General features: G+C 39.0%; 16 protein-coding genes and 7 pseudogenes. 18 read left to right on the forward strand and 5 right to left on the reverse strand.

Annotated elements, in window-relative coordinates; translation table 11 throughout:
* Positions 1-112 precede the first annotated feature (112 nt).
* The 4 genes and pseudogenes from K1T76_RS14260 (at position 113) to K1T76_RS14270 (ending at position 5865) form a co-directional block, all read left to right on the forward strand.
* The gene (locus K1T76_RS14260) at positions 113-1687 is read left to right on the forward strand and encodes a type I restriction-modification system subunit M (RefSeq protein WP_230245713.1); all 1575 of its coding nucleotides are present in this window, start codon (positions 113-115) and stop codon (positions 1685-1687) included.
* Positions 1687-2166 (forward strand): annotated as a pseudogene (locus K1T76_RS15165) (restriction endonuclease subunit S); the annotation flags it as partial. The gene K1T76_RS14260 and the pseudogene K1T76_RS15165, both read left to right, overlap by 1 nt.
* A pseudogene (locus tag K1T76_RS15170) lies at positions 2155-2850 on the forward strand (restriction endonuclease subunit S); the annotation flags it as partial. The pseudogenes K1T76_RS15165 and K1T76_RS15170, both read left to right, overlap by 12 nt.
* Before the next feature lie 129 nt (positions 2851-2979).
* Positions 2980-5865 carry a type I restriction endonuclease subunit R gene (locus tag K1T76_RS14270; protein WP_230245715.1) on the forward strand — a complete coding sequence of 962 codons (2886 nt, stop codon included), beginning with the start codon at positions 2980-2982 and terminating at the stop codon, positions 5863-5865.
* 85 nt (positions 5866-5950) lie between these two features.
* On the opposite strand, the gene K1T76_RS14275 is transcribed toward K1T76_RS14270, so the two are convergent.
* A complete protein-coding gene (locus K1T76_RS14275; RefSeq protein ID WP_026438500.1) occupies positions 5951-6274 on the reverse strand; it encodes a helix-turn-helix domain-containing protein in 324 nt (107 codons plus the stop codon).
* Positions 6275-6583: 309 nt separating this feature from the next.
* Between K1T76_RS14275 and K1T76_RS14280 the strand changes: the two genes are divergently transcribed.
* On the forward strand, positions 6584-6907 hold the full coding sequence (locus tag K1T76_RS14280) for a hypothetical protein (protein WP_004967812.1): 324 nt from the start codon (positions 6584-6586) through the stop codon (positions 6905-6907).
* Between the two features lie 1062 nt (positions 6908-7969).
* Positions 7970-8167 (forward strand): annotated as a pseudogene (locus tag K1T76_RS14285) (transposase); the annotation flags it as partial.
* Between the two features lie 328 nt (positions 8168-8495).
* Here K1T76_RS14285 and repM read toward each other — a convergent pair.
* Positions 8496-9444 (reverse strand): annotated as a pseudogene (repM, locus tag K1T76_RS14290) (replication initiation protein RepM).
* Positions 9445-9837: 393 nt separating this feature from the next.
* Here repM and K1T76_RS14295 point away from each other — a divergent pair.
* Together K1T76_RS14295 and K1T76_RS14300 are read left to right on the forward strand one after the other, a co-directional pair.
* On the forward strand, positions 9838-10476 hold the full coding sequence (locus tag K1T76_RS14295; protein ID WP_104853314.1) for an AAA family ATPase: 639 nt from the start codon (positions 9838-9840) through the stop codon (positions 10474-10476).
* Positions 10477-10478: 2 nt separating this feature from the next.
* On the forward strand, positions 10479-10778 hold the full coding sequence (locus tag K1T76_RS14300; protein WP_104853313.1) for a hypothetical protein: 300 nt from the start codon (positions 10479-10481) through the stop codon (positions 10776-10778).
* A gap of 115 nt (positions 10779-10893) precedes the next feature.
* On the opposite strand, the pseudogene K1T76_RS14305 reads toward K1T76_RS14300, so the two are convergent.
* Positions 10894-11256: pseudogene (locus tag K1T76_RS14305) on the reverse strand (type I restriction enzyme endonuclease domain-containing protein); the annotation flags it as partial.
* 360 nt (positions 11257-11616) lie between these two features.
* Here K1T76_RS14305 and K1T76_RS14310 point away from each other — a divergent pair.
* The 8 genes from K1T76_RS14310 (at position 11617) to K1T76_RS14345 (ending at position 21346) form a co-directional block, all read left to right on the forward strand.
* Positions 11617-12507 carry a YdaU family protein gene (locus K1T76_RS14310; RefSeq protein WP_104853311.1) on the forward strand — a complete coding sequence of 297 codons (891 nt, stop codon included), beginning with the start codon at positions 11617-11619 and terminating at the stop codon, positions 12505-12507.
* Positions 12504-13250, forward strand: coding sequence for an ATP-binding protein (locus tag K1T76_RS14315; RefSeq protein ID WP_230245717.1), 747 nt, complete (start codon positions 12504-12506; stop codon positions 13248-13250). The genes K1T76_RS14310 and K1T76_RS14315 overlap by 4 nt, the downstream gene beginning before the upstream one ends.
* Before the next feature lie 841 nt (positions 13251-14091).
* A complete protein-coding gene (gene mobC / locus K1T76_RS14320; RefSeq protein ID WP_004977505.1) occupies positions 14092-14634 on the forward strand; it encodes a plasmid mobilization relaxosome protein MobC in 543 nt (180 codons plus the stop codon).
* Complete coding sequence (locus K1T76_RS14325; RefSeq protein WP_230245718.1) at positions 14618-17149, forward strand: relaxase/mobilization nuclease domain-containing protein; 2532 nt, start codon at positions 14618-14620, stop codon at positions 17147-17149. The genes mobC and K1T76_RS14325 overlap by 17 nt, the downstream gene beginning before the upstream one ends.
* 158 nt (positions 17150-17307) lie before the next feature.
* Positions 17308-17628: a type II toxin-antitoxin system RelE/ParE family toxin gene (locus tag K1T76_RS14330; RefSeq protein ID WP_004977497.1), complete on the forward strand. Its 321-nt coding sequence runs from the start codon at positions 17308-17310 to the stop codon at positions 17626-17628.
* Complete coding sequence (nadS, locus tag K1T76_RS14335; protein ID WP_000369782.1) at positions 17621-17893, forward strand: NadS family protein; 273 nt, start codon at positions 17621-17623, stop codon at positions 17891-17893. The genes K1T76_RS14330 and nadS overlap by 8 nt, the downstream gene beginning before the upstream one ends.
* A gap of 1554 nt (positions 17894-19447) precedes the next feature.
* Positions 19448-20026, forward strand: a complete 579-nt coding sequence (locus tag K1T76_RS14340; protein WP_070155386.1) for a LexA family protein — start codon at positions 19448-19450, stop codon at positions 20024-20026.
* Between the two features lie 15 nt (positions 20027-20041).
* Positions 20042-21346, forward strand: coding sequence for a Y-family DNA polymerase (locus tag K1T76_RS14345; protein WP_230245719.1), 1305 nt, complete (start codon positions 20042-20044; stop codon positions 21344-21346).
* 164 nt (positions 21347-21510) lie between these two features.
* On the opposite strand, the pseudogene K1T76_RS14350 reads toward K1T76_RS14345, so the two are convergent.
* Both K1T76_RS14350 and K1T76_RS14355 read right to left on the reverse strand, forming a co-directional pair.
* Positions 21511-21797, reverse strand: a pseudogene (locus K1T76_RS14350) (type II toxin-antitoxin system RelE family toxin).
* Positions 21787-22035, reverse strand: a complete 249-nt coding sequence (locus K1T76_RS14355; RefSeq protein WP_000192612.1) for a type II toxin-antitoxin system Phd/YefM family antitoxin — start codon at positions 22033-22035, stop codon at positions 21787-21789. Before K1T76_RS14355 ends, K1T76_RS14350 begins: the two are co-directional and overlap by 11 nt.
* Positions 22036-22199: 164 nt before the next feature.
* On the opposite strand from K1T76_RS14355, the pseudogene K1T76_RS14360 reads away from it, so the two are divergent.
* Positions 22200-22307, forward strand: a pseudogene (locus K1T76_RS14360) (IS3 family transposase); the annotation flags it as partial.
* Positions 22308-22431: 124 nt separating this feature from the next.
* Positions 22432-22611, forward strand: a complete 180-nt coding sequence (locus K1T76_RS15175; protein WP_070155382.1) for a hypothetical protein — start codon at positions 22432-22434, stop codon at positions 22609-22611.
* Positions 22612-22889: the final 278 nt, after the last annotated feature.

A 22889-nucleotide genomic window follows, 5' to 3' on the forward strand; every position in this document is an offset into this window, starting at 1 on the left:
CATAGAATCTCATATACCCAATTCGAGAGTTAGCAACCCAAAAACCTAATTTTTATAAGCAGATACTCGCTATACTTAAACAAATTTAGGTATTACTAGAGATTCTTGCTTCATGACTCAGGTTCAACTTCAACAACTACAAAAACATCTTTGGAATATTGCAAACGATTTACGTGGAAAAATGGGGGCTGATGAGTTCCGTGACTACATTCTCGGCTTCATTTTCTACAAATACCTGTCTGAAAAAGCGATTAGCTTTGCCAATGAACTATTGCAAGATGAAGGCCTAGCAGAAAAATACCATCAACTTGATGAAAATAACCCTGAACATGCTGAACTCATTGATGGCATTAAAGAAAACTCAGTCGAAGAAGTCGGTTACGCCCTGGCACCAAAGCAACTGTTCCACACAATTGCTGAGCGTGGTCGTCAAGGTGAATTCATTCTTGATGAATTATCAAATACCTTACGAGAAATCGAACGTAGTACCTTGGGTGCTGAGTCTGAAGATGATTTTGCCAATCTATTTGAGGATCTCGACCTTAATTCAACCAAACTCGGCAACAATGCCAACGATCGTAATGAATTGGTCAGCAAAGTACTCACACATTTAGACAACATCGATTTTGATCTCAGTAACTCAGAATCAGATGTATTGGGTGATGCCTACGAATACCTGATTGGTGAATTTGCATCTGGTGCAGGTAAAAAAGCAGGTGAATTCTATACACCTCAAACCGTATCAACTTTGCTTGCAAAGATCGTGACTCAAGGCAAACAACGTCTACGTTCAGTCTATGATCCGACATGTGGTTCAGGCTCATTACTTTTACGTGTAAAACGTGAAGTGCAAGATGTCGATATGATTTACGGTCAAGAGATGAACCGTACCACCTACAACCTGGCACGAATGAACATGATTCTGCATGATGTTCACTTTGCTAAATTCGATATCAAGCAAGAAGATACCCTCACTCGCCCACAGCACATTGATCAACGTTTTGAAGCAGTGGTCGCCAACCCTCCATTCTCAGCCAAATGGTCAGCAGATCCAATCTTCTTACAAGACGAGCGTTTTAGCCGTTTTGGTAAACTTGCACCAAGCTCAAAAGCAGATATGGCTTTTGTTCAGCACATGCTTCATCAACTCGATCACAACGGCACTATGGCGGTTGTTCTACCGCATGGTGTGTTGTTCCGTGGTTCAAGTGAAGGTGTGATTCGTCAGTACCTGATTGAGAAACTGAATGTCATTGATGCTGTGATTGGCTTACCTGCCAACATTTTCTACGGTACGTCTATTCCAACCTGTATTTTGGTGCTGAAGAAAAACCGTGAGCATACAGGCAATATTCTATTTATTGATGCCAGCAATGACTTCGAAAAACAAAAGAATCAAAACAAGCTGTTGCCTGAGCATATTGAAAACATCATTGCGGCCTATGAAAATCGCCAAGACATTGAAAAATATGCCAAGGTTGCTACGTTGCAAGAAGTCAAAGATAACGATTACAACCTCAATATTCCTCGCTATGTCGATACCTTCGAAGCTGAAGATGAAATCGATCTGAATACCATTGCACAGCAACTCAAAGAACTTGAGCAACAAAGCCAAAATACAGACAAAGTGATTGCTGAATTTTGTAAAGAGCTTGGCATTGATTCACCTTTTGCGGAGGTGAAGTAATGAGAGCACCGATATTGAGATTCGCTGAGTTTACCGATGACTGGGAAGAAACTACATTAGAAAATTTGGCAGAAGTTGAACGAGGTAAGTTTTCGGTTCGTCCTCGAAATGACCCACGTTATTTTGGTGGAGAAATGCCATTTGTTCAGACTGGTGATGTTACTGGTTCTGATATGTATTTAAAGGGCTATAGCCAAACGTTAAACGCTGACGGTATTAAGGTTAGTAAGGTTTTTCCCGCGGATACTATTTTAATCACAATTGCTGCAAATATTGGTGATACAACAATTACTCAATATGCTGTTGCTTGTCCTGATAGTGTGGTAGCAATCCAAGCTAAGAAAGATTTAGCTAATACAATTTTCTTAAAGAACTTAATTGACCTACAAAAAGAAAATTTAGATTCTCAGGCTACTCAAAATGCACAAAAAAATATTAATTTGCAGGTTTTAAAACCGCTCCAATTAATTGCTCCTTCAAAAGCAGAACAAACAAAAATAACTACTTTTCTTTCAGCTGTGGATGAAAAGATTAGTCAGCTTTCACAAAAACTCCACCTTCTGGGCCAATATAAACAAGGCATGATGCAAAAGCTGTTTAGTCAACAGATTCGTTTTAAAGCGGATGATGGTAGTGATTTTGAGGAATGGAAAGAAAATAAGTTTGGGGAATGTATCAATGTCTTTGATAATTTAAGAAAACCAATAAGTGCATCAGAGCGAATAGCAGGAAACACTCCATATTATGGTGCGAATGGTATACAAAGTTATATTGATGGATATACACATGATGGCGAGTTTATTTTAATCGCAGAAGATGGTGCAAATGATTTAATTAATTATCCAATTCAGTACGTAAATGGAAAGATTTGGGTAAACAACCATGCACACGTAGTAAGTGGTCATCATGAGAAAATACAGAATAAATTTTTAAAATATCGTCTTAAATCTATAGATTTTACTAAATATCTAGTAGGCGGTGGTCGAGCTAAATTAAATGCAGGTGCTATGAAGGAAATTTCTTTTTCAGCTCCTTGCCTCGAAGAACAAACCAAAATTGCTGACTTCTTATCAAGCATCGACCAAAAAATTGATGTTGTGTCAGAGCAGCTAGAACAAGCCAAGCTTTGGAAAAAAGGGCTTTTACAGCAAATGTTTGTTTAAATACTGAAAACGTCAATTCATCCATCTGATCTGAAGATTTTGAGGGTAAAACATCACAGTATGTTTCAAGCTTCAATCAGATGGATTTCACTTAGATCACCGTAATTCAATAAAAAATTAGAGAAAGAGATGTCCGTACAAAGCGAAGCTCAACTTGAAAATGAACTCATTGAACAGCTCAAAAACCTGGGCTATCACCAAGTTGATTTCAAAGATGAAACTCAACTGCTGAGCAATCTAAAAATTCAAGTTGAACGCGCCAATGACATCGCATCTTTCTCTGCAAATGAATGGGCACAAGTCCTCAATCACTTAAAAGCAGGTAACAGCTTTAACTGTGCCAAGGTGCTGCGTAATCGCTTTCCTGTGAACTTTGATGATGGTTCTACACGCCACATCGATTTTTTGTTTGCCGATCCTCAGAAAAACATCTATCAAGTGACCAATCAGATCGCCATCGATCACAGTGCCAGTAATGGCCATACCAGTCGCTTTGATGTCACCTTGTTGATCAATGGCCTACCTTTGGTACAAATCGAGCTAAAACGCGCCGGGGTAGAGCTTCCTGAAGCCTTTAACCAGACCCAACGCTATGCCAAAGTCGCTTACAGTAGCGGAGCAGGCCTGTTTAATTACATCCAGCTGTTCGTGATCAGTAATCGTGACCACACCCATTACTATTCAACAGGCACCAGCAATTTCGAATTTACCTTCCCCTGGGCAGATTTTGACAACAAGCACATCCATAAAATCGAGACCTTTGCCGAAGCCTTTTTAAACCATCAGCACATCACCCAAATGCTGACTGAATACATGGTGATCCTGGAAGTTGAAAAGCGTTTGATGGTGCTGCGTCCCTACCAAATCTATGCGGTACAGCAAATCATTCAACGTGTGCAACATTCAGCGCAAAATGGCTATATCTGGCACACCACAGGCTCAGGAAAAACCCTCACCTCTTTCAAAGCCAGCCAACTCATCATGCGCTTGCCTGAAGTGGAAAAGGTCCTGTTCGTGGTGGATCGTAGTGATCTTGATACTCAAACGGTACGTGAGTTCAATGCCTTCAAAAAAGACAGTGTCGATACCACCAAGAATACAGGCACCCTGGTCACTCAATTGGGCCAGAAACATGACAAACTGATTGTCACCACCTTACAAAAGCTCAATATTGCCATTAGTTCTGACCGTTATAGCGATCAGATTCGCTATCTTAAAGACAAAAAAGTCGTGATCATTTTTGATGAATGTCACCGTAGCCAATTTGGCGATACCCATCGCAATATCAAACGCTTCTTTAATCAGGCGCAAATGTTTGGTTTTACCGGAACGCCTATTTTTGAGAAAAACAGCCAACTGAAAATTGACTCACAAGCAGTCACCACCAATGCCCTGTTTGACGAATGCCTGCATAAGTACGTGATTACCGATGCCATTCGTGATGGGAACGTCCTACCCTTCCAGATTGCCTACCTGGGCAAATACACCAGCAATGGCATCGAAAATAGCGACAGCTATGAAGAAGATGTAGAAGGGATTGATACCAAAGAACTGTTTGATAACCCTGCCCGTCTCGAAATGATTACCCGCTATATCCTGGATAATCACCACATCAAAACCAAAAATAAAACCTTCACCGCGATGTTCTGTGTCAGTTCCGTTGAAGTCCTGACCCAGTACTACGAATTGTTCAAAAAAGTACAGCAGGAAAAACAGCAGCAAGCCGAAGAACAGGGTGGGATTTATACGCCATTGACCATTGCCACGATTTTTTCCTTTGCAGCCAATGAAGAACTCAAGGTCGAAGATCACAGTGGTTTAATTGAAGAAGAGTCTGCGGATCTCCCGACCAGGATCAGCCAATCCAATCGAGATAAGCTCGATCAATACATTGCTGAATACAATGCCAAATTTGGCCAGAACTACAACTCAGGCGATGAGTTCTACGCTTATTATCGTGATATTGCCAATCGAGTCCGTAAAAAAGAAATTGATATTTTGCTTGTGGTGAATATGTTCCTGACCGGTTTTGACTCAAAACCACTCAACACCCTGTATGTCGACAAGAACCTTAAATATCATGGCCTCATTCAGGCCTTTTCACGCACCAACCGTATTCTGAACGCAGACAAGCCTTTCGGTAATATCCTGTGCTTCCGTAACCTGAAACAGGCTACAGACCAAGCCCTCACCTTATTCTCAAATAAGGATGAAGCACAAAGAATCGTGCTGATTCCAAGTTTCGACAGCATCAAGGAAAAGTACAATGCTGCGGTCACCCATTTACTCAGTATTGCCCCAGATCCAGATCAAGTCCCCCATACGCTGGAAACCGAAGAACAGCAATTGGAGTACGTGAAAGCCTTCCGTGAGGTGATGCGGATCAATGCCCAATTGGAAAACTTTGTCGAGTATGACCAGAACGATACCGATTTAAACAAAGCAGAATTCCAGAAACATACCTCACAGTACAAATATCTGTACAACAACGTCCGTGTGATCCAGCCCAAAGACAAAGTATCGGTCCTCAATGATGTGAACTTCCAACTGGAACTGATCCACCGCGATACCGTGAATGTCGGTTATATCCTGAATCTACTGCAATCGGTGGTCAATCATAAAGATCCTGAAAAGAAACAGCAGTATCGTTCCCAGGTGCAAGATATCATCTCGACCAATCACAACCTGTATGACAAACAAGAGTTGATTCAAAAGTTCCTGGATGAAAATATTCCGCGCATGGCCAATGGTCAAAGCGTTGAACAAGCCTTTGCTCAGTTTTGGGATGTGGAAAAAGAAAAGGCGCTGAATGAGCTGTGTCAAAAAGAAGCCATCAAACCTGAAGTCTTCAAAACGGTGCTCAGCCAATATGAATACACCCAGCGTTTACCTAGCCGTGAAGATGTCAAAGACTTACCGATTGCGCGTCCCAAGATCTCAGAACGTAAGACCCTGATGAACACTCTGGTTCTCAAAACTCGAAACTTTATTGAAAAGTTCTATCGAGGTTTATAAGTACCTAAAACGAAAAAATGCCTGAACTTCAGGCATTTTTTACGTCATCACTAACAGCTTAGGTAATCTCCCCTAATAAAAAAATTTAATTTTTTAAAGATAAGATAAATTTCTCAATCATCTGTCTTTCTGATTCAGGTAATTCTTGAATAGATTTTGTAATTGGATCACTCCCTGGATGAGTATGTTGATCTATACATCCTAATAAATAATCAGCAGATACATTCAATACAACAACTAGCTTATAAAAATTTTCTAATGACGGTTTACGAGAACCTGCTTCGATATGTGCAATTGATGTAGATGGAATACCTGATTTCTCCGACAACTCTTGCTGTGTCATTTTTCTCATTTTTCTGATCTCTTTTAGTCTTATACAAAATAAATCAGAATTCATCTCAATCATCATAACAAACAACCATAAATCGACAATATAAACTTGACTAAATAGACAATTTTTCGTATAAATATTGATAGTATTTTATTGTCTATTTCGACAAAAAACATCTTATACAAACGAAGGAGGAACATTAGATGATCAATATTGTATGTGCATGAGTGCACTATCTGACAATAGTACACTCATGCTTTTCATTCCAAATCAATGAAATGAAAGATTGTAAAATTTCGACTTTTTACCTTTGCATTCTTTCATAACCAACAATTTAAGTAAATTTTTTCTTTTACGAAAAACATCTATTCACTTAAAGGCTCGATTATGAATAACTCCCCTAACTTTCTTAATTCTATTAAACCTGAAATCCGTAATCTTAATGTGCGTACTATTTCAAAAATGATTGCTTCTAAAATTATCACAACCACAGAACTACAATTACAACGTGAACCAAACTTTTGTAAGATTCTTAATGTTGCACAACATCTCACAACCTACGAAGCTGTTACATATTTTGTTGATAATCAATTTTTTGAAGAATATGGTTTTCAGCAATTATCTTTAATTCGTCTACAGGATATATATGATCAACTTTTACTTAATTTTTATGAGCATCTAAGGAATACTATTTATTATCCTATGTCATAAATAGGTTTTGATATGAATTAAGTCCTCACGTAACAAGAAATGAGGACTTAATTCATGGAGCTTTAATTTTTCAGCGCTGCACTTCCATATATGGACAAATCCCTGACAAGAACGACAGGAAGTAGTTTCCCATCCCATAACTCTATTCCGGATTACATAAGATCATAAGTTGTGTAAGTTATGTAACTTTATAAATTTATATCTCTGACAGATCAGCCCATTAACGGTTCTTCTGGCCAGAGAGATCTTTAATTCTTAACAATGCACTTCCATATATGGACAAATCCCTGACAAGAACGACAGGAAGTAGTTTCCCATCCCATAACTCTATTCCGGATTACATAAGATCATAAGTTGCGTAAGTTATGTAACTTTATAAATTTATATCTCTGACAGATCAGCCCATTAACGGTTCTTCTGGCCAGAGAGATCTTTAATTCTTAACAATGCACTTCCATATATGGACAAATCCCTGACAAGAACGACAGGAAGTAGTTTCCCATCCCATAACTCTATTCCGGATTACATAAGATCATAAGTTGCGTAAGTTATGCAACTTTATAAATTTATATCTCTGACAGATCAGCCCATTAATGGTTCTTCTGGCCAGAGAGATCTTTAATTCTTAACAATGCACTTCCATATATGGACAAATCCCTGACAAGAACGACAGGAAGTAGTTTCCCATCCCATAACTCTATTTCGGATTACATAAGATCATAAGTTGCGTAAGTTATGTAACTTTATAAATTTATATCTCTGACAGATCAGCCCATTAACGGTTCTTCTGGCCAGAGAGATCTTTAATTCTTAACAATGCACTTCCATATATGGACAAATCCCTGACAAGAACGACAGGAAGTAGTTTCCCATCCCATAACTCTCTTGGAAGTTATATAAGTTAAGTAAGTTAATTAAGTTAAGTAAGTTAAGTAAGTTAAGTAAGTTTATAGCTTTATGTTCATTACAGATCAATCCCTGGCGGTTTATGTAATAGCCCCAGTTAAAACGGACACTTCTCAATTAAGACCTAGTCATAGCACTAGGGTTAAGGAGTGTTCTATGGAACGTATTGAAGTTATTACATCGGTGCAGCGTCGTCGACGTTATTCAGGTCAGGAAAAAGCCCAATTTGTTGCCATGACCATGCAACCAGGCTCATCCGTTCCCTCTGTTGCCAGACAGTATGGCATCTCACCACGTTTGCTGTTTAAATGGAAAAGACTTATGCAGGATGGTGGAGTAACTGCCGTGGAAACCAATGCGTAGGTCTTCAGTGTGATTGACTATAATGCGCTGTTAAAAATATCAAACAGCTTCAGTAAAGGTTTGGATGAAAAAGCGTAGAAGTTCTCAGGAATTGCTCAGGCACAAAATACATATCGCACATGCCATGCTCTTTATTTGAAAGCACCCAAGAATAAAAACAGCCCATAATTTGAAGTTCATGATCAGTAGCAGAGAAACTTGGGTCGGTTCCTCACTTCAAATCTTACAGTCTGCAAGTTTAGCGTTATTCATTACCAGGGCAGACTAAATTTTTCCTGTAGGTTGGTAGTGTTCAAAATAAGAATTTCTATTATTCAGGTTACGATAACTTTTCTGATTTATATTTTTCTTTATAGCCCACTTTTAACAAATCAGAATAATACTTTTTTACCTTTTCGGGGTCGAGAAGTTCAAGTGAAATCCTTTCTTTAAACGCTTCTGATCTCTTCGCCTACATTGGCATATTTACCCCCGAATTCGGGATATTTGATAAGGTCACACAATTTTTGAGCGAAAAATATAGATTGTTTTGGGGTCAGCTGATATGTCGGTTCCAGTACCTTATCACTAATAATTAAGGAAGCTTTTTGATTAAAAGAAAATTCGATATGTGTAATTGTTCTTCCTTCTTTCTTCTGCTCATAACTTACGTCGATATCAGTAAGTTTATTAATTTGATCTATGGCAACCGTCAATACACGCTTTTTGAAATCTCCCATGGTTTTATATTCATTTTCAAGTAGACCTAACTTATCACGCAATTCAACCATACTAATATATAGCTTGCCTTTGCTACGCCATCTAATCAAAAGTTCATACAGCCGTATAGCGTATACACTAGATAATTGAGAAATTTGCTTTAATTCATAACGAGTAAACTTTTCTTCAAGTTTTACAAAAAGCTGTAAAATATCAGGAGCAAAAATTAGTTGAGCGCATGCAGCTTCTTTAACATAGCCAACTTTTGACACCCAACGGCTTTTGTAGACTGCAGGTTTACCTGTAACAGGATCTATGGCCTTATAGGTGAGTCTACGTTCAAATAAGTTATCACATGCTCCTTGAAGAGCCTCATAGGCCGCTTGACGACCCAAATTAAAGTGCTTCATGTATTCAGATGCGTGTATTGTTAGCAATGTATCCGATGTAAGCTCTTTTTCAATTTCCCTGGCTGCAATAATTGCAACTAAAATTAAGCGTTGTTCTGACAGAGTCAACGCATAAGATGCTTCAATCAAGTTATTATCTTTATAAATTACATTTGCCATGTTGTGATCAGAGAAACAAATATTATTAGTGGACATTAACACTTAATGTCCACTAATGGAAGATCTATCTATGTCAGGAAAACGTCCATTTATGTCAGGAAAACGTCCACTTATTGTCAGGAAAACGTCCACTTATTGTCAGGAAAACGTCCACTTATTGTCAGGAAAACGTCCACTTATTGTCAGGAAAACGTCCATTTAAATCCTCTCAAAGCTATACACTACAAGAGATACAAGAGACCTATAAAATATAAATTTAAAAATATATATAAATTTAAAAAAGTGCCTTACTTGTGGATAACTTTATTTTTAACTTTATTTTTCACAATAGTTGATTCAGGAGATTAAAACTTATACATTGTTTCCAACAAAATTACGTAACTTACATAACTTATGATTATTTTAGTAGGTGGTGAAAAAGGCGGAGCTGGTAAGAGCTGCCTTGCACAGAACTTAGCGGTTTATTTACAAACCAAGAATAGAGATGTTCTACTTCTAGATGCAGATCCTCAAGGTACAACAACTGACTGGATTAAAGAACGTGATGAGAATGAGGATTTAAAAAATATCCCATCTGTACAAGCTTCAGGCAATATTCGTCAAGTTTTAAAAGATTTATCAAAAAGATATGAAGATATTATCATTGATGCTGGTGGACAAGATTCAGAAGCATTGCGCTCTGCTATGACTATAGCAACACATATGCTATTGCCTTTTAGGCCTAAACGTAGAGATCTAAAGACTTTGGATCATATGGAGCAAGTATTGAAACTGGCACGAGCAGTGAATCCAGATTTGAATGCCAGAGCAATCATTACACAATGCCCAACATTACCATCACAAGTACAACGAATTTTAGATGCTAAAGAAGCCTGTGTATCGTTTGGAATAAAAGCCTTGGACCACATCACGACAAATCGAAACGTTTATGATGATGCAGATGAAAATGGCTTATCTGTTTTTGAAGTAACAAGTGATCCTAAGGCAAAAGCAGAAATTGAAGGGATAGCTCAAGAGTTTTTAGGAGTATAACTATGGCAGGTCTTAGCGGTTTAAAAAAGAAAACTGACGAGCTTTCAGATCAGGACAAACTGGTTGAAAATTTCATCTCTGGAGCTGATAAAAGAGTTAAGGATCTAGAAGTTTCACAAAAGAAATTCGTTCGTTGTACCTTTTCTTTAAACCAAGAATTAAGTGAATTAATTGATGAGCTAATTATCAAAAGTAATAATGCTCGTGTTAACAGATCAAGTATTGTAAGAATAGCCTTAGAGTCACTGGCAGAGCAGAATTTAGAAGATTTTAAGCAGCTCGTTGATAGAAGTTTTAGATAAAATTCAGAACGGGTTATTTAATCTATAAGATTAAATACCCTAACTTCATAACTTCATAACTTCATAACTTCATAACTTCATAACTTCATAAAATATTAAAATTTAATTTTTAGATTTATGCCGCTGTTAATTCATCCGCTAACTGCTCAGCCTGTTCCAGTACCGTCACTCTTGCCCGTAAAGCCATATCTGGCGGGTAGCTATACTTCTTCAATAGACGTTTCACAATCACTCTGAGCTTGACTCTCGCTGCCTCTTTGATGGTCCAATCCAACGTCATATTCTTTCGGATGGATTCGGTCAGTACTACTGAAAGTTCCATCAGCACCTCTTTTTTCATCAGCTCTCGTGCACTTTCATTTTCTGCGACAGAAGAGTAGAGGGCATATTCGTATTCGGTCAGGTTGAGTTCTGCAACCAGCTTGTCTGACTCCTGAATGGTTTTCGCCAGCTTGATCAGTTCATCAATCTTTTTAGCATATAAACGAATAGGCAGTGTAAATCTTGAACAAGTCTATTATCAGATCAATTTCGTTTTTTTGGGGGGATTACCCCACAATATAAAAAATTTGACATTTTTTTCATTTTTTACAAGAAACGGGACATCAAAAAAAAATTTGTGGAAGAATAAAAAATCGTTAGGAAAGATCCAAATGTTGGACGATGTCCTTTTTATATTCATTAGCTAATTATTGGAATTAAATATGCTTTGTTTTCCAACTTACAGGTTCATACAAAATTTAACTGATTTGAGTGAAAAGGTATCTACTCAGGTCATATTAACCCCAAAGCTGATTACACGTATTTTAGTATAGTGAGGGAAAGGAGCTGCAGCGCAATGTATTACTACAAAAAGAACATTGGCGATTACCGTTCAGCAACAGCACATTTAACTCTGCTAGAGCATGGCGTTTATAACTGGCTGTTGGATACCTACTACCTGAATGAAAAGCCATTGCCTAAGAATGAGCGTGAATTATTCCGCACGGTTTTGGCACGCACTGAAGATGAAAAACAGGCAGTTCGTGATGTACTGGATGAGTTCTTTGAAAATACCGAGAACGGTTGGATTCATAACCGATGCGAAAGCGAACTTAAAACGTATCAAGCAAAAGCAGAAAGCAATCGCAAGAATGGCGCAAAAGGTGGACGACCGAAAACAGAAACCAAACAGCAAGAAAATGAAAATCAAAGCGCAAACCAACAGAATACGCCACAAGAAAACGAATCGGATAATTCAGAAATCCCAAAAGAAACCCAGTCGGTTAATTCTGGGAACCCACAGAAAACCTTAACCAAAAACCATAAACCATTAACCAATATTCATACACACACAGTAACGCGCGAGGAAAATTCAGAACCACAGTCATGGTCACCAAACACTGAACATCTTCAGAACGTAATTCGTGAATGCCAAGGGTCGAAATCTGAATCAATCTTGGCAATGCCTGATTTCAAATTCCATCTTGGTAATTTCAATGCTCACTGGGAAAACAAAATCGATCTCACTGAAAAACAACGTACGAGAAAATTTGCAGTTTGGTTAATTCAGGAGTTTGAAAAACTCGAACGCAAACAAGACCGTTATTCTCCGAAAATATCCGAATACTCAAAACCCAGATATCCAAAATCACAGCCAGTATCCCGAAACGTGAACGATGCATGGGAAGACCAACCCGTATTCAAAGGCACGGTTGCACTCATGGAGGTTCCGGAGGACTTCCTATGAACGAGATGATCATGATTTCAAAGGCTATGCCAATAGCTCACAGTGTTTGCCAAAAACATCAGGTTCGTAAAATCCAAGCAGGCACTCACCAGATTTGTCCGAAATGTGCTGTGGAGTTTGTGAACAACCAAAATAGAGAACATCACAAGCTGGTTCAGCAGATGGTTCTGGAAAAACACCTTGCAGGTGCCATGATCCCAGAGCGTCACGCTAATTCAGGTTTTAAAAATTACATCGTGAATATTGATAATCTAGGACAGGCCTATGCTCGAAACAGCTGTTTGCAATTTACCGAAGCCATGCTCGATGGCAAGAAATCAAATCTAGTGATGTCAGGTAAAACTGGTACCGGAAAAACTCATTTGTCCTGTGCTACTGCTCGTACGTTACTCAAAAAGGGTATGTATGTGCGTTATATCACCAGTGCAGAATTAGCTCAGGATATCATGGGGTCATGGGAACGAGCTGATGATACAGAGAAAAACACGATCTATCGCTATAGTGAGTATGACTTGCTGATCCTAGACGAATATGGATTGCATGACCGTGAAAAACGTTTGGAACTGGTGCACAAGGTTTTATACGCTCGCTATGATGAGATGAAGCCAACCATGCTGATTTCGAATTTAACCTTGGCCAAACTGCAAGAAGATTTAGGAGACCGATTGTGGTCTCGTTTCCAGCATGGTGGTTTGACAGCTGTGGAATGTAATTGGGGTGATAAACGTATTGGCTGCTACTAGGTGTTTAGTCCCGGCATTTCATGGATCGGATCAATCTTAAAAAATTCAGGTTCTTCTGGAATTGTGCTTCCAGCTTTTTGCAACATCATGAACAGAAGCTGGCAGATTATCCCGGAAATCGAGTAACCCTTTTGCGCGGGCTCTAGCCAATTTGGCTGACACAGAATTTTGAAAGCTTTGGAATTATTAGTGCTAACACTAATGACACTTTAATATCAATGGCATAAAACTCATTTTATGAACTATTGATTAAAAAAACATCAAATCTACCGTTACACAGCCAAAAATTTTTCAATACATGCTGAAATTACGTTTTTCATCGTTCAATACATACCCAAATTATTTCAATACATGCTGAAATTGCTTTTTTAGTCGTTCAATACATACCTTAATTATTTTCAATACATACTCTTTTTTGCATTTTCTACCAAACATTATCCAGTAAAAATCAAAAGTATCCAGGCGCACTCAGAGAGTGGCTGTTTAAGCAATGTATCTAAAAAAATAATTCAACAATCGTAAAGCTTTTCGCTTGTTTTTTTGAGTTTATTAAAGTCAATAATTTTTTTAAATACTTGATAAATATTTACTTTTTTATTTATTTAATAGTCTAAATTAAATATTTTTCTCAAATCCACACTTTCGGAAACTCAATTTTTTCATCTTTGCTATTGTCACATTTACAGCATTGTCTTGTGTGTTTTACAGACCGCTGTTGATAAGCAAGCCTACCTGTAGCTACAGAAAACTGCACTACGTGCACTTTTCTGGTACGCAACAGGGCTTGTTAGGGGCGACCCCCTAAGACCCCAAACTTCACAAATTTGATGACGGGATAAAAATGAAAACTGGTAAACGAACCATTACAAAGCGCTTACGCTTTTTAGCGCTGCAAGAACAGCAGTTGGATCAGCTGCTAATTGCAAACAGCATGAATTTTACGGATTTTGTACATTGGCTGATTGGACAGGCTTTTATGAAAACTCAGCACACCGTGCCAAAAGAAACGGAAGGCATTGCCCAGCCTGAACCTGAGATCAAAAAGCGCCACCGTCGTCCAGAAAAAATCCTGCAGCGACCTGCTCCTAAGGCCGATCCCAAATTACTGTTGGAGTTGGGTCGTATTGGTAACAACCTGAATCAGATGGCCCGTGCTTTAAATATCATCAAAAATGCGAATCCCCAAGAACAGCAGAAGCTTGATATTTTCAGCGTATTGCTTGTTTTAAGAGGTATCCAAACTGAGTTAGAACAAGTATTTCCCGCACTGCCTAAAATCGGCAGACAAAGCCCTGACCGGCTTCAAAAGCAACTGGAAGACTTAAATGTTGACCAGGCACTACCTTCGATTGTTTTAGCGGAGCAGGATGAAAGTGCATATTAAATTTCTGGATCACGGAAAAGGGTCGGCTGCACACGCTTCAGCGTATGTTTTAGATCAGTTCGATCATCAAGGAAATCTGCGTGCTGGCGTTCATGTTTTACGAGGTGATGCGACCACGTTCAATGCCATTTGTAATGCAAGCCCTCACCTGTGGAAGTACACCAGTGGAGTAGTCGCATGGTCAAAAGACGATGATCCGACTGACGAGCAGATCCTGGAAGTTTTAAATGACTTTGAAAAACACGCTTTTGCAGGACTTGATCAGTCTCAATACCACCTTTTTGCTGTTCTGCACACTGATGATGACGGCTCAAAACATATTCATGTTTTAACGCCACGGCTCGATATTCAAAGTGGTAAATCACTGAATATTGCCCCGCCAGGACACGAAAAACATTTCGACGCATTACGAGATTACTTCAACACAAAATACGAGTGGTCGCGCCCTGATGACATCACTTGGACACAAACAACGCAAGAGCCGAATCACGTTGCAAAACTTAATGCACAAGCCAAAAAAATCCTTGCAAGCGAAGAGTTGAAGACACTTAGAAAAAAGCAGTTTTGCAAGACTGTTGATAATCTCGTCAAAACGCTTTTAAAGACGCAAACAGTAAAAAACAGGGCGGATATTGTCAAATGTATCGAGCAACTCCAAGGCGTTAAATCAGTTAAGCAAAGTAAAGAATTTTTAAGTGTCGTATTAAGCAACGGCAAAACACACAGACTCAGAGGAGATTATTATCATGAACAATTCGAAATTGGACTTTATTCAAAGCGTCTACGAGCAGCAACAGAAAGCCGAGCAACTGCAGATGAGCTTGCAACAGCTCTCCGACAGGCTGATCAACTTCGAGAAACTTATCGAGCAAAGCGAGCAGCCTATCATCAACGGCACTACGCTTTTGCACAAAGTACAGGAGAAGACAACAGCCCTGGAATTACACCTCAACTCGATTTTGACCGAGATAGGGAATTTATCCCCCCAAGCAATAAAAACGCTGACAGCCAGCTATACCGTGCAAATCGAGGAACTCCAGGCAAAACTCGCGAGTATAGATATTACGGAAATATCAAAAGTGAAATCGAGCATAGATTCGTTTTCAATATCAACTCAGGCTCTACAGAGCAAAATCAACAACCAGTTGCAGAACATCTCGATAGATCAGAAGAGCATCCAAGCCCAAGTCCAGGCCCAAGTGCAGCAAGCGATAGTCAATCAAAGTGGGCAAATCGAGAGCGAAATACAAACGCTGATCACGGAAAAACTGAATACGCAAAAAGCAAAATACATTTCATGCGGGATGATCTTGTTTGGGGTGCTGATGATTTTAATCAGTTTTTATACGATTTATCAGTCCAGTACAAACTTAAAGACCATCCAAGCGCAACGACAAATCATTCAACAGAACTCAGAAGCAATCACGGCCCAAATCAATTATTTGAACACCCTACGGAGGTAAGTCATGCAGACCGAAATCGACCAATTTTTGACAGAGCAAAACGCCTTGTTGAGTCAACAAAACAGCTTGTTAGCAGAACAAAACGAAGTCTTGAGTCAACAGGTCAGTTCATTAAAGAATATTTTGACCACTTACAGCGAAGTAGAGCAGAGTTTAAAGGACAAAATCAACAACTTGAACTCAGAGAAAGAAGCTCAACAAGCATTAATTTTGGCTATGAAAGTAGAACTTTCAAAGCTCGAGCAGGGCGAATTTTCGGAGCAATTACAGCAAGCATTTCAAGAAAACTTGAGAATCCAATTGCAAAGGCAATTGACGACAGCATTAAATCAACTGAATTTAAAAGCTACTGTCAGAGACTTAGTGAAGATCGAATTACAACCCATTCAACAGACGATACGCACACAGCAGACAGACCTGGAGGCAGCACTCTCAATCATCTTGCAATTGCAGGTACCAACCGACTTTTACACAGACTTGGAGATGCAAAGCAAGCAGATCAATACGCTTGGGGAAACTGTAGAACGATTAATGACCTTAATCAACAACTTGAACAACTAGAACCCATAGTCGCTAAAATTCGACCCAAACCAAAGCCGGCTACAGATTTCCGTGACTTGCGAATTGACGCTTATTACCCCGGTTACGTTGCTGATCACAAACAACTTTCAGCCCAACAACAGCAAGCATACAACGATAATAATCTATTGCAATTGATTGATTGTGTGCAGAAAAAAGCTCAAAACTTGGAGAAATACATCAGCCAAGCAAGCAGAATGATCAATACATGGGACTATGACAAAATCGAGGAGATCATCAAAAACGACCGATGCATGCTTAACTATTTGAAATGTGAAATTATTTTAGAGCCTCAAAACGATCATTTGAAACATCAAAGAGCGTCATATCAATCGTGTTTAGAGAGTTTTGAGAACATAAAGAGCCATATCCACGAGGTGAAAAAGCCTAAGCCGATTCCTCAAAGCGATGTCTTAGAGCAAACTTATGAACCTGAAAAGCAGCCAAATCGTGATTATGATCTAGATTTTTAATTTCAGCATTGATGATATAAACCGTCCGCTTCGATAATCGCAAAAGTGTGGATTTGAAAGCGGACATTTCTATTTGGGGTTTACATAGAGTCTCTAGCTCTCGTTTTTTTAATCTAAAACTGCTAAAATTTATATACGCCATTGACGTATATAAATCTATGTTATTCATTGAAACCAGTATCTTTACCAAGCAAATCAGAGAGCTTGTCACTGATGAAGAATATCGTCAGCTCCAGCAAGATCTCCTGATACAGCCTGATAAGGGTGACTTAATCAAAAATGGTGGAGGAATTCGTAAAGTACGTTGTGCTCAAGGCAATAAAGGAAAAAGTGGTGGTATCCGCGTGATCTATTATTGGGTCACAGAAGATGATCAGATCTTTTTTCTGGTGGCTTATCCAAAGTCTGTGAAAGATAATCTGACAGACAAAGAAACCTCGATCCTGCGTCAATTAGTAAAGGAGCAATTTCATGGATAACAACTTATTTGATGATCTGGTTGCTTCAATCAAAGAAGCTGGGGCCATCAAACGTAATGAGATAAAGGCAAGTCGAGTCACAGAGCTTGAACTGCCAGATATTAAAGAAGTACGTGAAAAAACAGGCTTAACCCAGGCTGAATTTGCTGCACGTTTGCATATCAGCGCGAGAACCCTGCAAAACTGGGAACAAGGCCGTCGCTATCCAACTGGCCCTGCAGCGACATTAATCCGTATTCTGGATGCTCACCCGGGTCTGATTTAAGTTAAATATACGAGAAATGAAAAAACCCTGGCATCCTGCCAGGGTTTTTCGTATGGGGTCGCTCGGTATAACTCCTGTCGTACCTTACTGTCCTTGTGCGTATCTATATTCTTATTATTGTGTGGAGCTTCCTGTTCCCGATGAATCTATCATATGAAAATTCCAATGTTCCGAATAGCAGCAAAGTACCGGAATTGACGTAAGTAAATACATACAAAGATGATTAAAAACTGCCCTAGGTGTATCTGCAGAAATTGGGGATAATTTGTGCCCTGAAAAAGCTGGGATGGGGACTGTCGAGGGTTCAGTTACTCGAAAATTGTGTGCAACAGCATGATTTTTTGTATAATACGATGACTAGAACAACTAACCGTACCATGGTTATATCAATAGTCGTTTTAGTAAAAGGCAGAAGCTCGAACTTCTGCCTTTTAATTTTTTAAGTAATAAGAAAAACAAAAAGTTTCTGAAAAACCCGGCACGGTTTAGGTAAAAGTGCTGTATAAATCACATAACAGCCCGTTAACATAGCTAATTTCATTTTTTGTGTAACTGAAATGTAAAATACTCTTGTTTTCACAAGGGCCTTTAACTTAAATTAGTTGGCGTTACAGCTAAATGATAGTACTAGTATCTTTTAACGAAATATCGTGTAGAGGTTGCAACTCTATACGACAATCACCCAAGGCTTGTAACTGCCAGTTCCTCATATTTTAAGGAAATTATTCTTTTGTACAAGTTTTTATATGTAAATTCTTTTGTACACAGTCTAATTTTTAAGGAACTGCTTCGGATACAATGCCTGAAATATAAAAAATTCGTTAAATGCTCTTCTTAATACCATTTAAACCCTTCGGTTCGTTCACTACGTCTGTACAAAAGATTAAGTTAGTAAGTGCGACTTTCATAGTCGGCTTAGTCTTTCGTGGTTGCTGTGTGCAGGTGGACAAGTGACGGCAGGCATAGCAACTAAAGGTTTATAACCGCCCTCAAATCTGATGTATTGCACTATTGAGGGGACGCCGGGAATAGCACATGTAACCGTAGAATGATCGGCAGGGATAACCTCCACAAGTTCGGGCATGTGTAGAGAGAAAGGCGTGTGCGGGATAGGGATTCAGCCCTATAAATACTCTCTTGCGAAGTGATCTGGGCGCATCTCACTTTGTACCGATTTGAAAGCGACAGCGGCTCCATACTGTGATGTTTTTAAAGGGTGATATTCAAATACCTGAGCTAACTTTAAAATTAGCGAAGGTAGGGTGAATATTACCGAAAATCTGCTCTAGCTCACCACCCATGATGAGCCAAAAGCGAAGCATGGTGGGGGGACTAGTGCAGATTGAGAGCATCAAATATTATTACTCTGTACACTTTTATAGAAATTGAGCAGTAGTTATTTGAATCCGTGAATGATAAAAGGTCACTGAAGAAATAGATATATTAAAAAAGCTGTCATTAACGTCTCACCACTTATCGAAATAGTCTTGAATCTGTAATACATCCAATAATATATTTGATTTTGTAACTTAATCAAATAATGGGGGGCATCAGATGAAGAGTAATCATGGGGGATTTCGGGAAGGTGCTGGTCGTAAGGCAAATTATGATGAACCTACAAAGGTAATTCGTGTACCGGAATCTCGTGTCATCGAGATCAAGAATTACCTGGTTAAATCCAAGGAAGCCAGGTTCAATGATATAGCCTCAATTACACTTGTAGATCCGTCTATCTCGATGCACATTCCCTTGGCTTCAGAAAAGGTTGCGGCTGGCTTCCCTTCTCCTGCTCAGGATTACATAGACAAAACCTTGGATATGAATGAACACCTCATCAAAAACGAGGCTGCAACCTTCATTGTGAAGGTCGCATCGCTTTCGATGAGGGATGCAGGTATTGAGATTGATGATGAACTGATTGTAGACCGCAGCATTGAAGCCAAGCATGAAGACATCGTAATTGCACTAATAGACAACGAGTTCACTGTAAAACGCCTCATGATCGAAGGTGATGATAATCGTTGGCTTAAAGCAGAGAACCCTGAGTATTCCGACATTCATCTGCAAGATGGGCAGGAAATGCTAATTTGGGGTGTAGTGACTTTTGTCATCAAGCCATTCAGAAAGCGTTAATACTTGATTGGTTTCATGCTCATGCAAGTAGCTCACCAGAAGATCTATGCACTTGTAGACATCAATAATTGCTATGTCAGTTGTGAACGTGTCTTCAACCCTAGCCTTAACAACAAGCCTGTCATTGTGCTATCCAACAATGATGGCTGTGCTGTAGCTCGATCTCAGGAAGCCAAGGACTTGGGCATTAAGATGGGTGTTCCTCTCTTTCAGATCAAGGACATCGTAGAGCAGCATCAGGTGCAGGTGCTATCGAGCAACTATGCACTGTATGCAGAGATGTCTCGCAGATTCATGAAAATACTGTCCGATTTCGTATCTCCCAAAGAGCAGGAGATTTACTCAATTGATGAGTGCTTTCTGGATCTGACAGCTCATTCAGGGAATTACGACTTGACTGAATATGCCCATCAGATTCGTCAGCGTGTGTTTTCTTGGCTTGGTTTACCTGTATGTATTGGCATTGGACGCTCAAAGACTGAAGCGAAACTAGCGAACCATATTGCCAAGAAGAACGCTTACTTCAATGGTGTTTGCAACTTGGTTTCAATGGATCCATGCTCTGCTGAAACTCTGCATCAAGCCATAGATGTTGGTGAAATCTGGGGCGTAGGCCGAAAGCATTCCAAGAAGCTCAACAGCTTGGGGATTCATTCAGTTATGGATTTTGTCTTGGCTTCCCCTCTGATGATCAGGGACCAATTTTCTGTAGTGATGCACAGAACCTTATTGGAACTCCATGGAATTGCTTGCATTGAACTGGAACATACGCCACCAGCCAAGAAGCAAATTATTGCGAGTCGCTCTTTTGGTCAACGCATCTACCATATTGATGATCTCAAGGAGGCTATGTCGCTATATGTCATGGATGCGGTTAGCAGACTGAGAGATGATAATCTGTTGTGTGGTTGTCTGATTGGTTTCGTACAATCAAACCCATTTGATAGCTCAAAGCCCTTCTACAACAAGTCTTTATCCTTGGCTTTACCAGAACCTACCGACAACTTATTGCTGCTATCTAAACTCGCTACAGCGATGATTGATGGCCTGTATGCAAAGGATATAGCATTCAAGAAATGTGGCGTGATTCTGACGTGTCTCGAACCAAAGGCAAGCCATGTATATGACATGTTTACCGACATGAAGCACATCGAAGTCAGTGATGCTTTGATGGATTCCCTTGAAGCGATTCATCTTAAGTATGGCAAAACCAAGATTGCCTTGGGCGCAAGTTTAATGCCGAACAGAACATGGAATATGTCACGAAATCGGCTAACACAGAACTACTTTAAATGGGATCAACTGCTTTGTGTGAAGTAAATGTCCTGCCTATAAATTGATTTCGTTTTGGTTTCATAATAGTTGTTTATTGATTTCAAAATAGTTGTAATTTACTACTACCTAATCGAAGATTATCTACATCAAAAATGCCCATAAACATGAGTGTTTTCATAGAAACTATCTGCTTATAGGCATTACATCATTTATGAATGACGAGAGTTGGCATCATCATAGACGGCATTGATTTCACGTCTGCCTACAGCAATCACGATGACAACTACCTCATCATCAACGACTTCATAAACCAGACGATAACCAATACTACGAAGTTTAATCTTGTAGCGGTTAGGATGTCCTGACAACTTGTTTTTGGGAATGCGAGGATTCTACAAAACCTTGATCAACTGCTTCTTCAATGGCTGCTTAATACTTGGATTTAGCTTATTCCATTCTGCTAATGCTTCTTCTAAAAGTCTAACTTATAGGTCATCAATATTTACTCGAATGCGTTTCTGATTCGCACGAGCATCTGCAATCTTATTCAGTTCTAGGTCTTCTAGTTGCTCCATCATCGTTTCATATAGATCAGCAGGAACACAGTAAAACGCTGGTGTATTACGATTGAGGATTGCTACAGGTTCACCTTTTCCTGCGAGCACTGTATCCATCGGACTCTTTTTGAGTTCAGTAATACTTGCAGTCATTCGCGCATGGATTAATTGAGTCATGGTTAAGTCTCTATAGAATAGTGTTTGGCGTCTGGGTGAATTACTACAAGTAATGCAGGAACAATAGCACACTTAAAAGCATGATTAAATGTACTTTTAAAAACTCTTACAAGAAACATAAATGAATACTAAAAGAGCAATAAATCTTTGAATGTGTAGTTGATTCGGCTAAAGGCAACTGCCTAGATAATGCTGCAATGGAGAGCTTCTTTGGAATACTAAAATCAGAGTGTTGCTATGGTGAGGAATTTAAATCAGTTGATGAGTTGGAGCGAAAGGTGACATGTTTATAGAGAATCTTAAATAACTAATTTCAAAATCATGCGATAACTCACCATCAAAAAAGCCCATTTTTAAAATGGGCTTTCTGAAAATCGCATATGCGATAACTTACAAATGAGTATAACTTTCAGTGGCTTGAAAGGATCTAAAAATCGCCTATACGATAACTCAAAAACCGCATTCGCGGTGACTCACACTGCTGCAAGCATTGTGTTGGGCATGGGTATTCTACAAACCGCATTCGCGGTGACTCACATGGCAAGTGAAAAAGCCCAGGCTTTCTTTCATCTATAAACCGCATTCGCGGTGACTCACAACAATATTAAGAATATATGCTGTGATTAATTAATAATTTACAGTTTTTTATGCAAAAAATCAAAAAAAATTTAATGAACTAAAATTAAATATATTCAATAACTTGAATCATGAATTAAAAATTTAGGTGATTTTATAGAACTTTACTCGAAACTTACAAAGAAATTCTTATAAGAAATTTTATGTGAATTTAGAGTACACCCTAAAGTTACAATCTGAAAGTTCATGAAATTATGTATCATTTAAATGATTTTTAA

It is taken from the genome of Acinetobacter sp. PW68 (assembly GCF_020982655.1).
GTDB classification, from domain to species: domain Bacteria; phylum Pseudomonadota; class Gammaproteobacteria; order Pseudomonadales; family Moraxellaceae; genus Acinetobacter; species Acinetobacter towneri_A.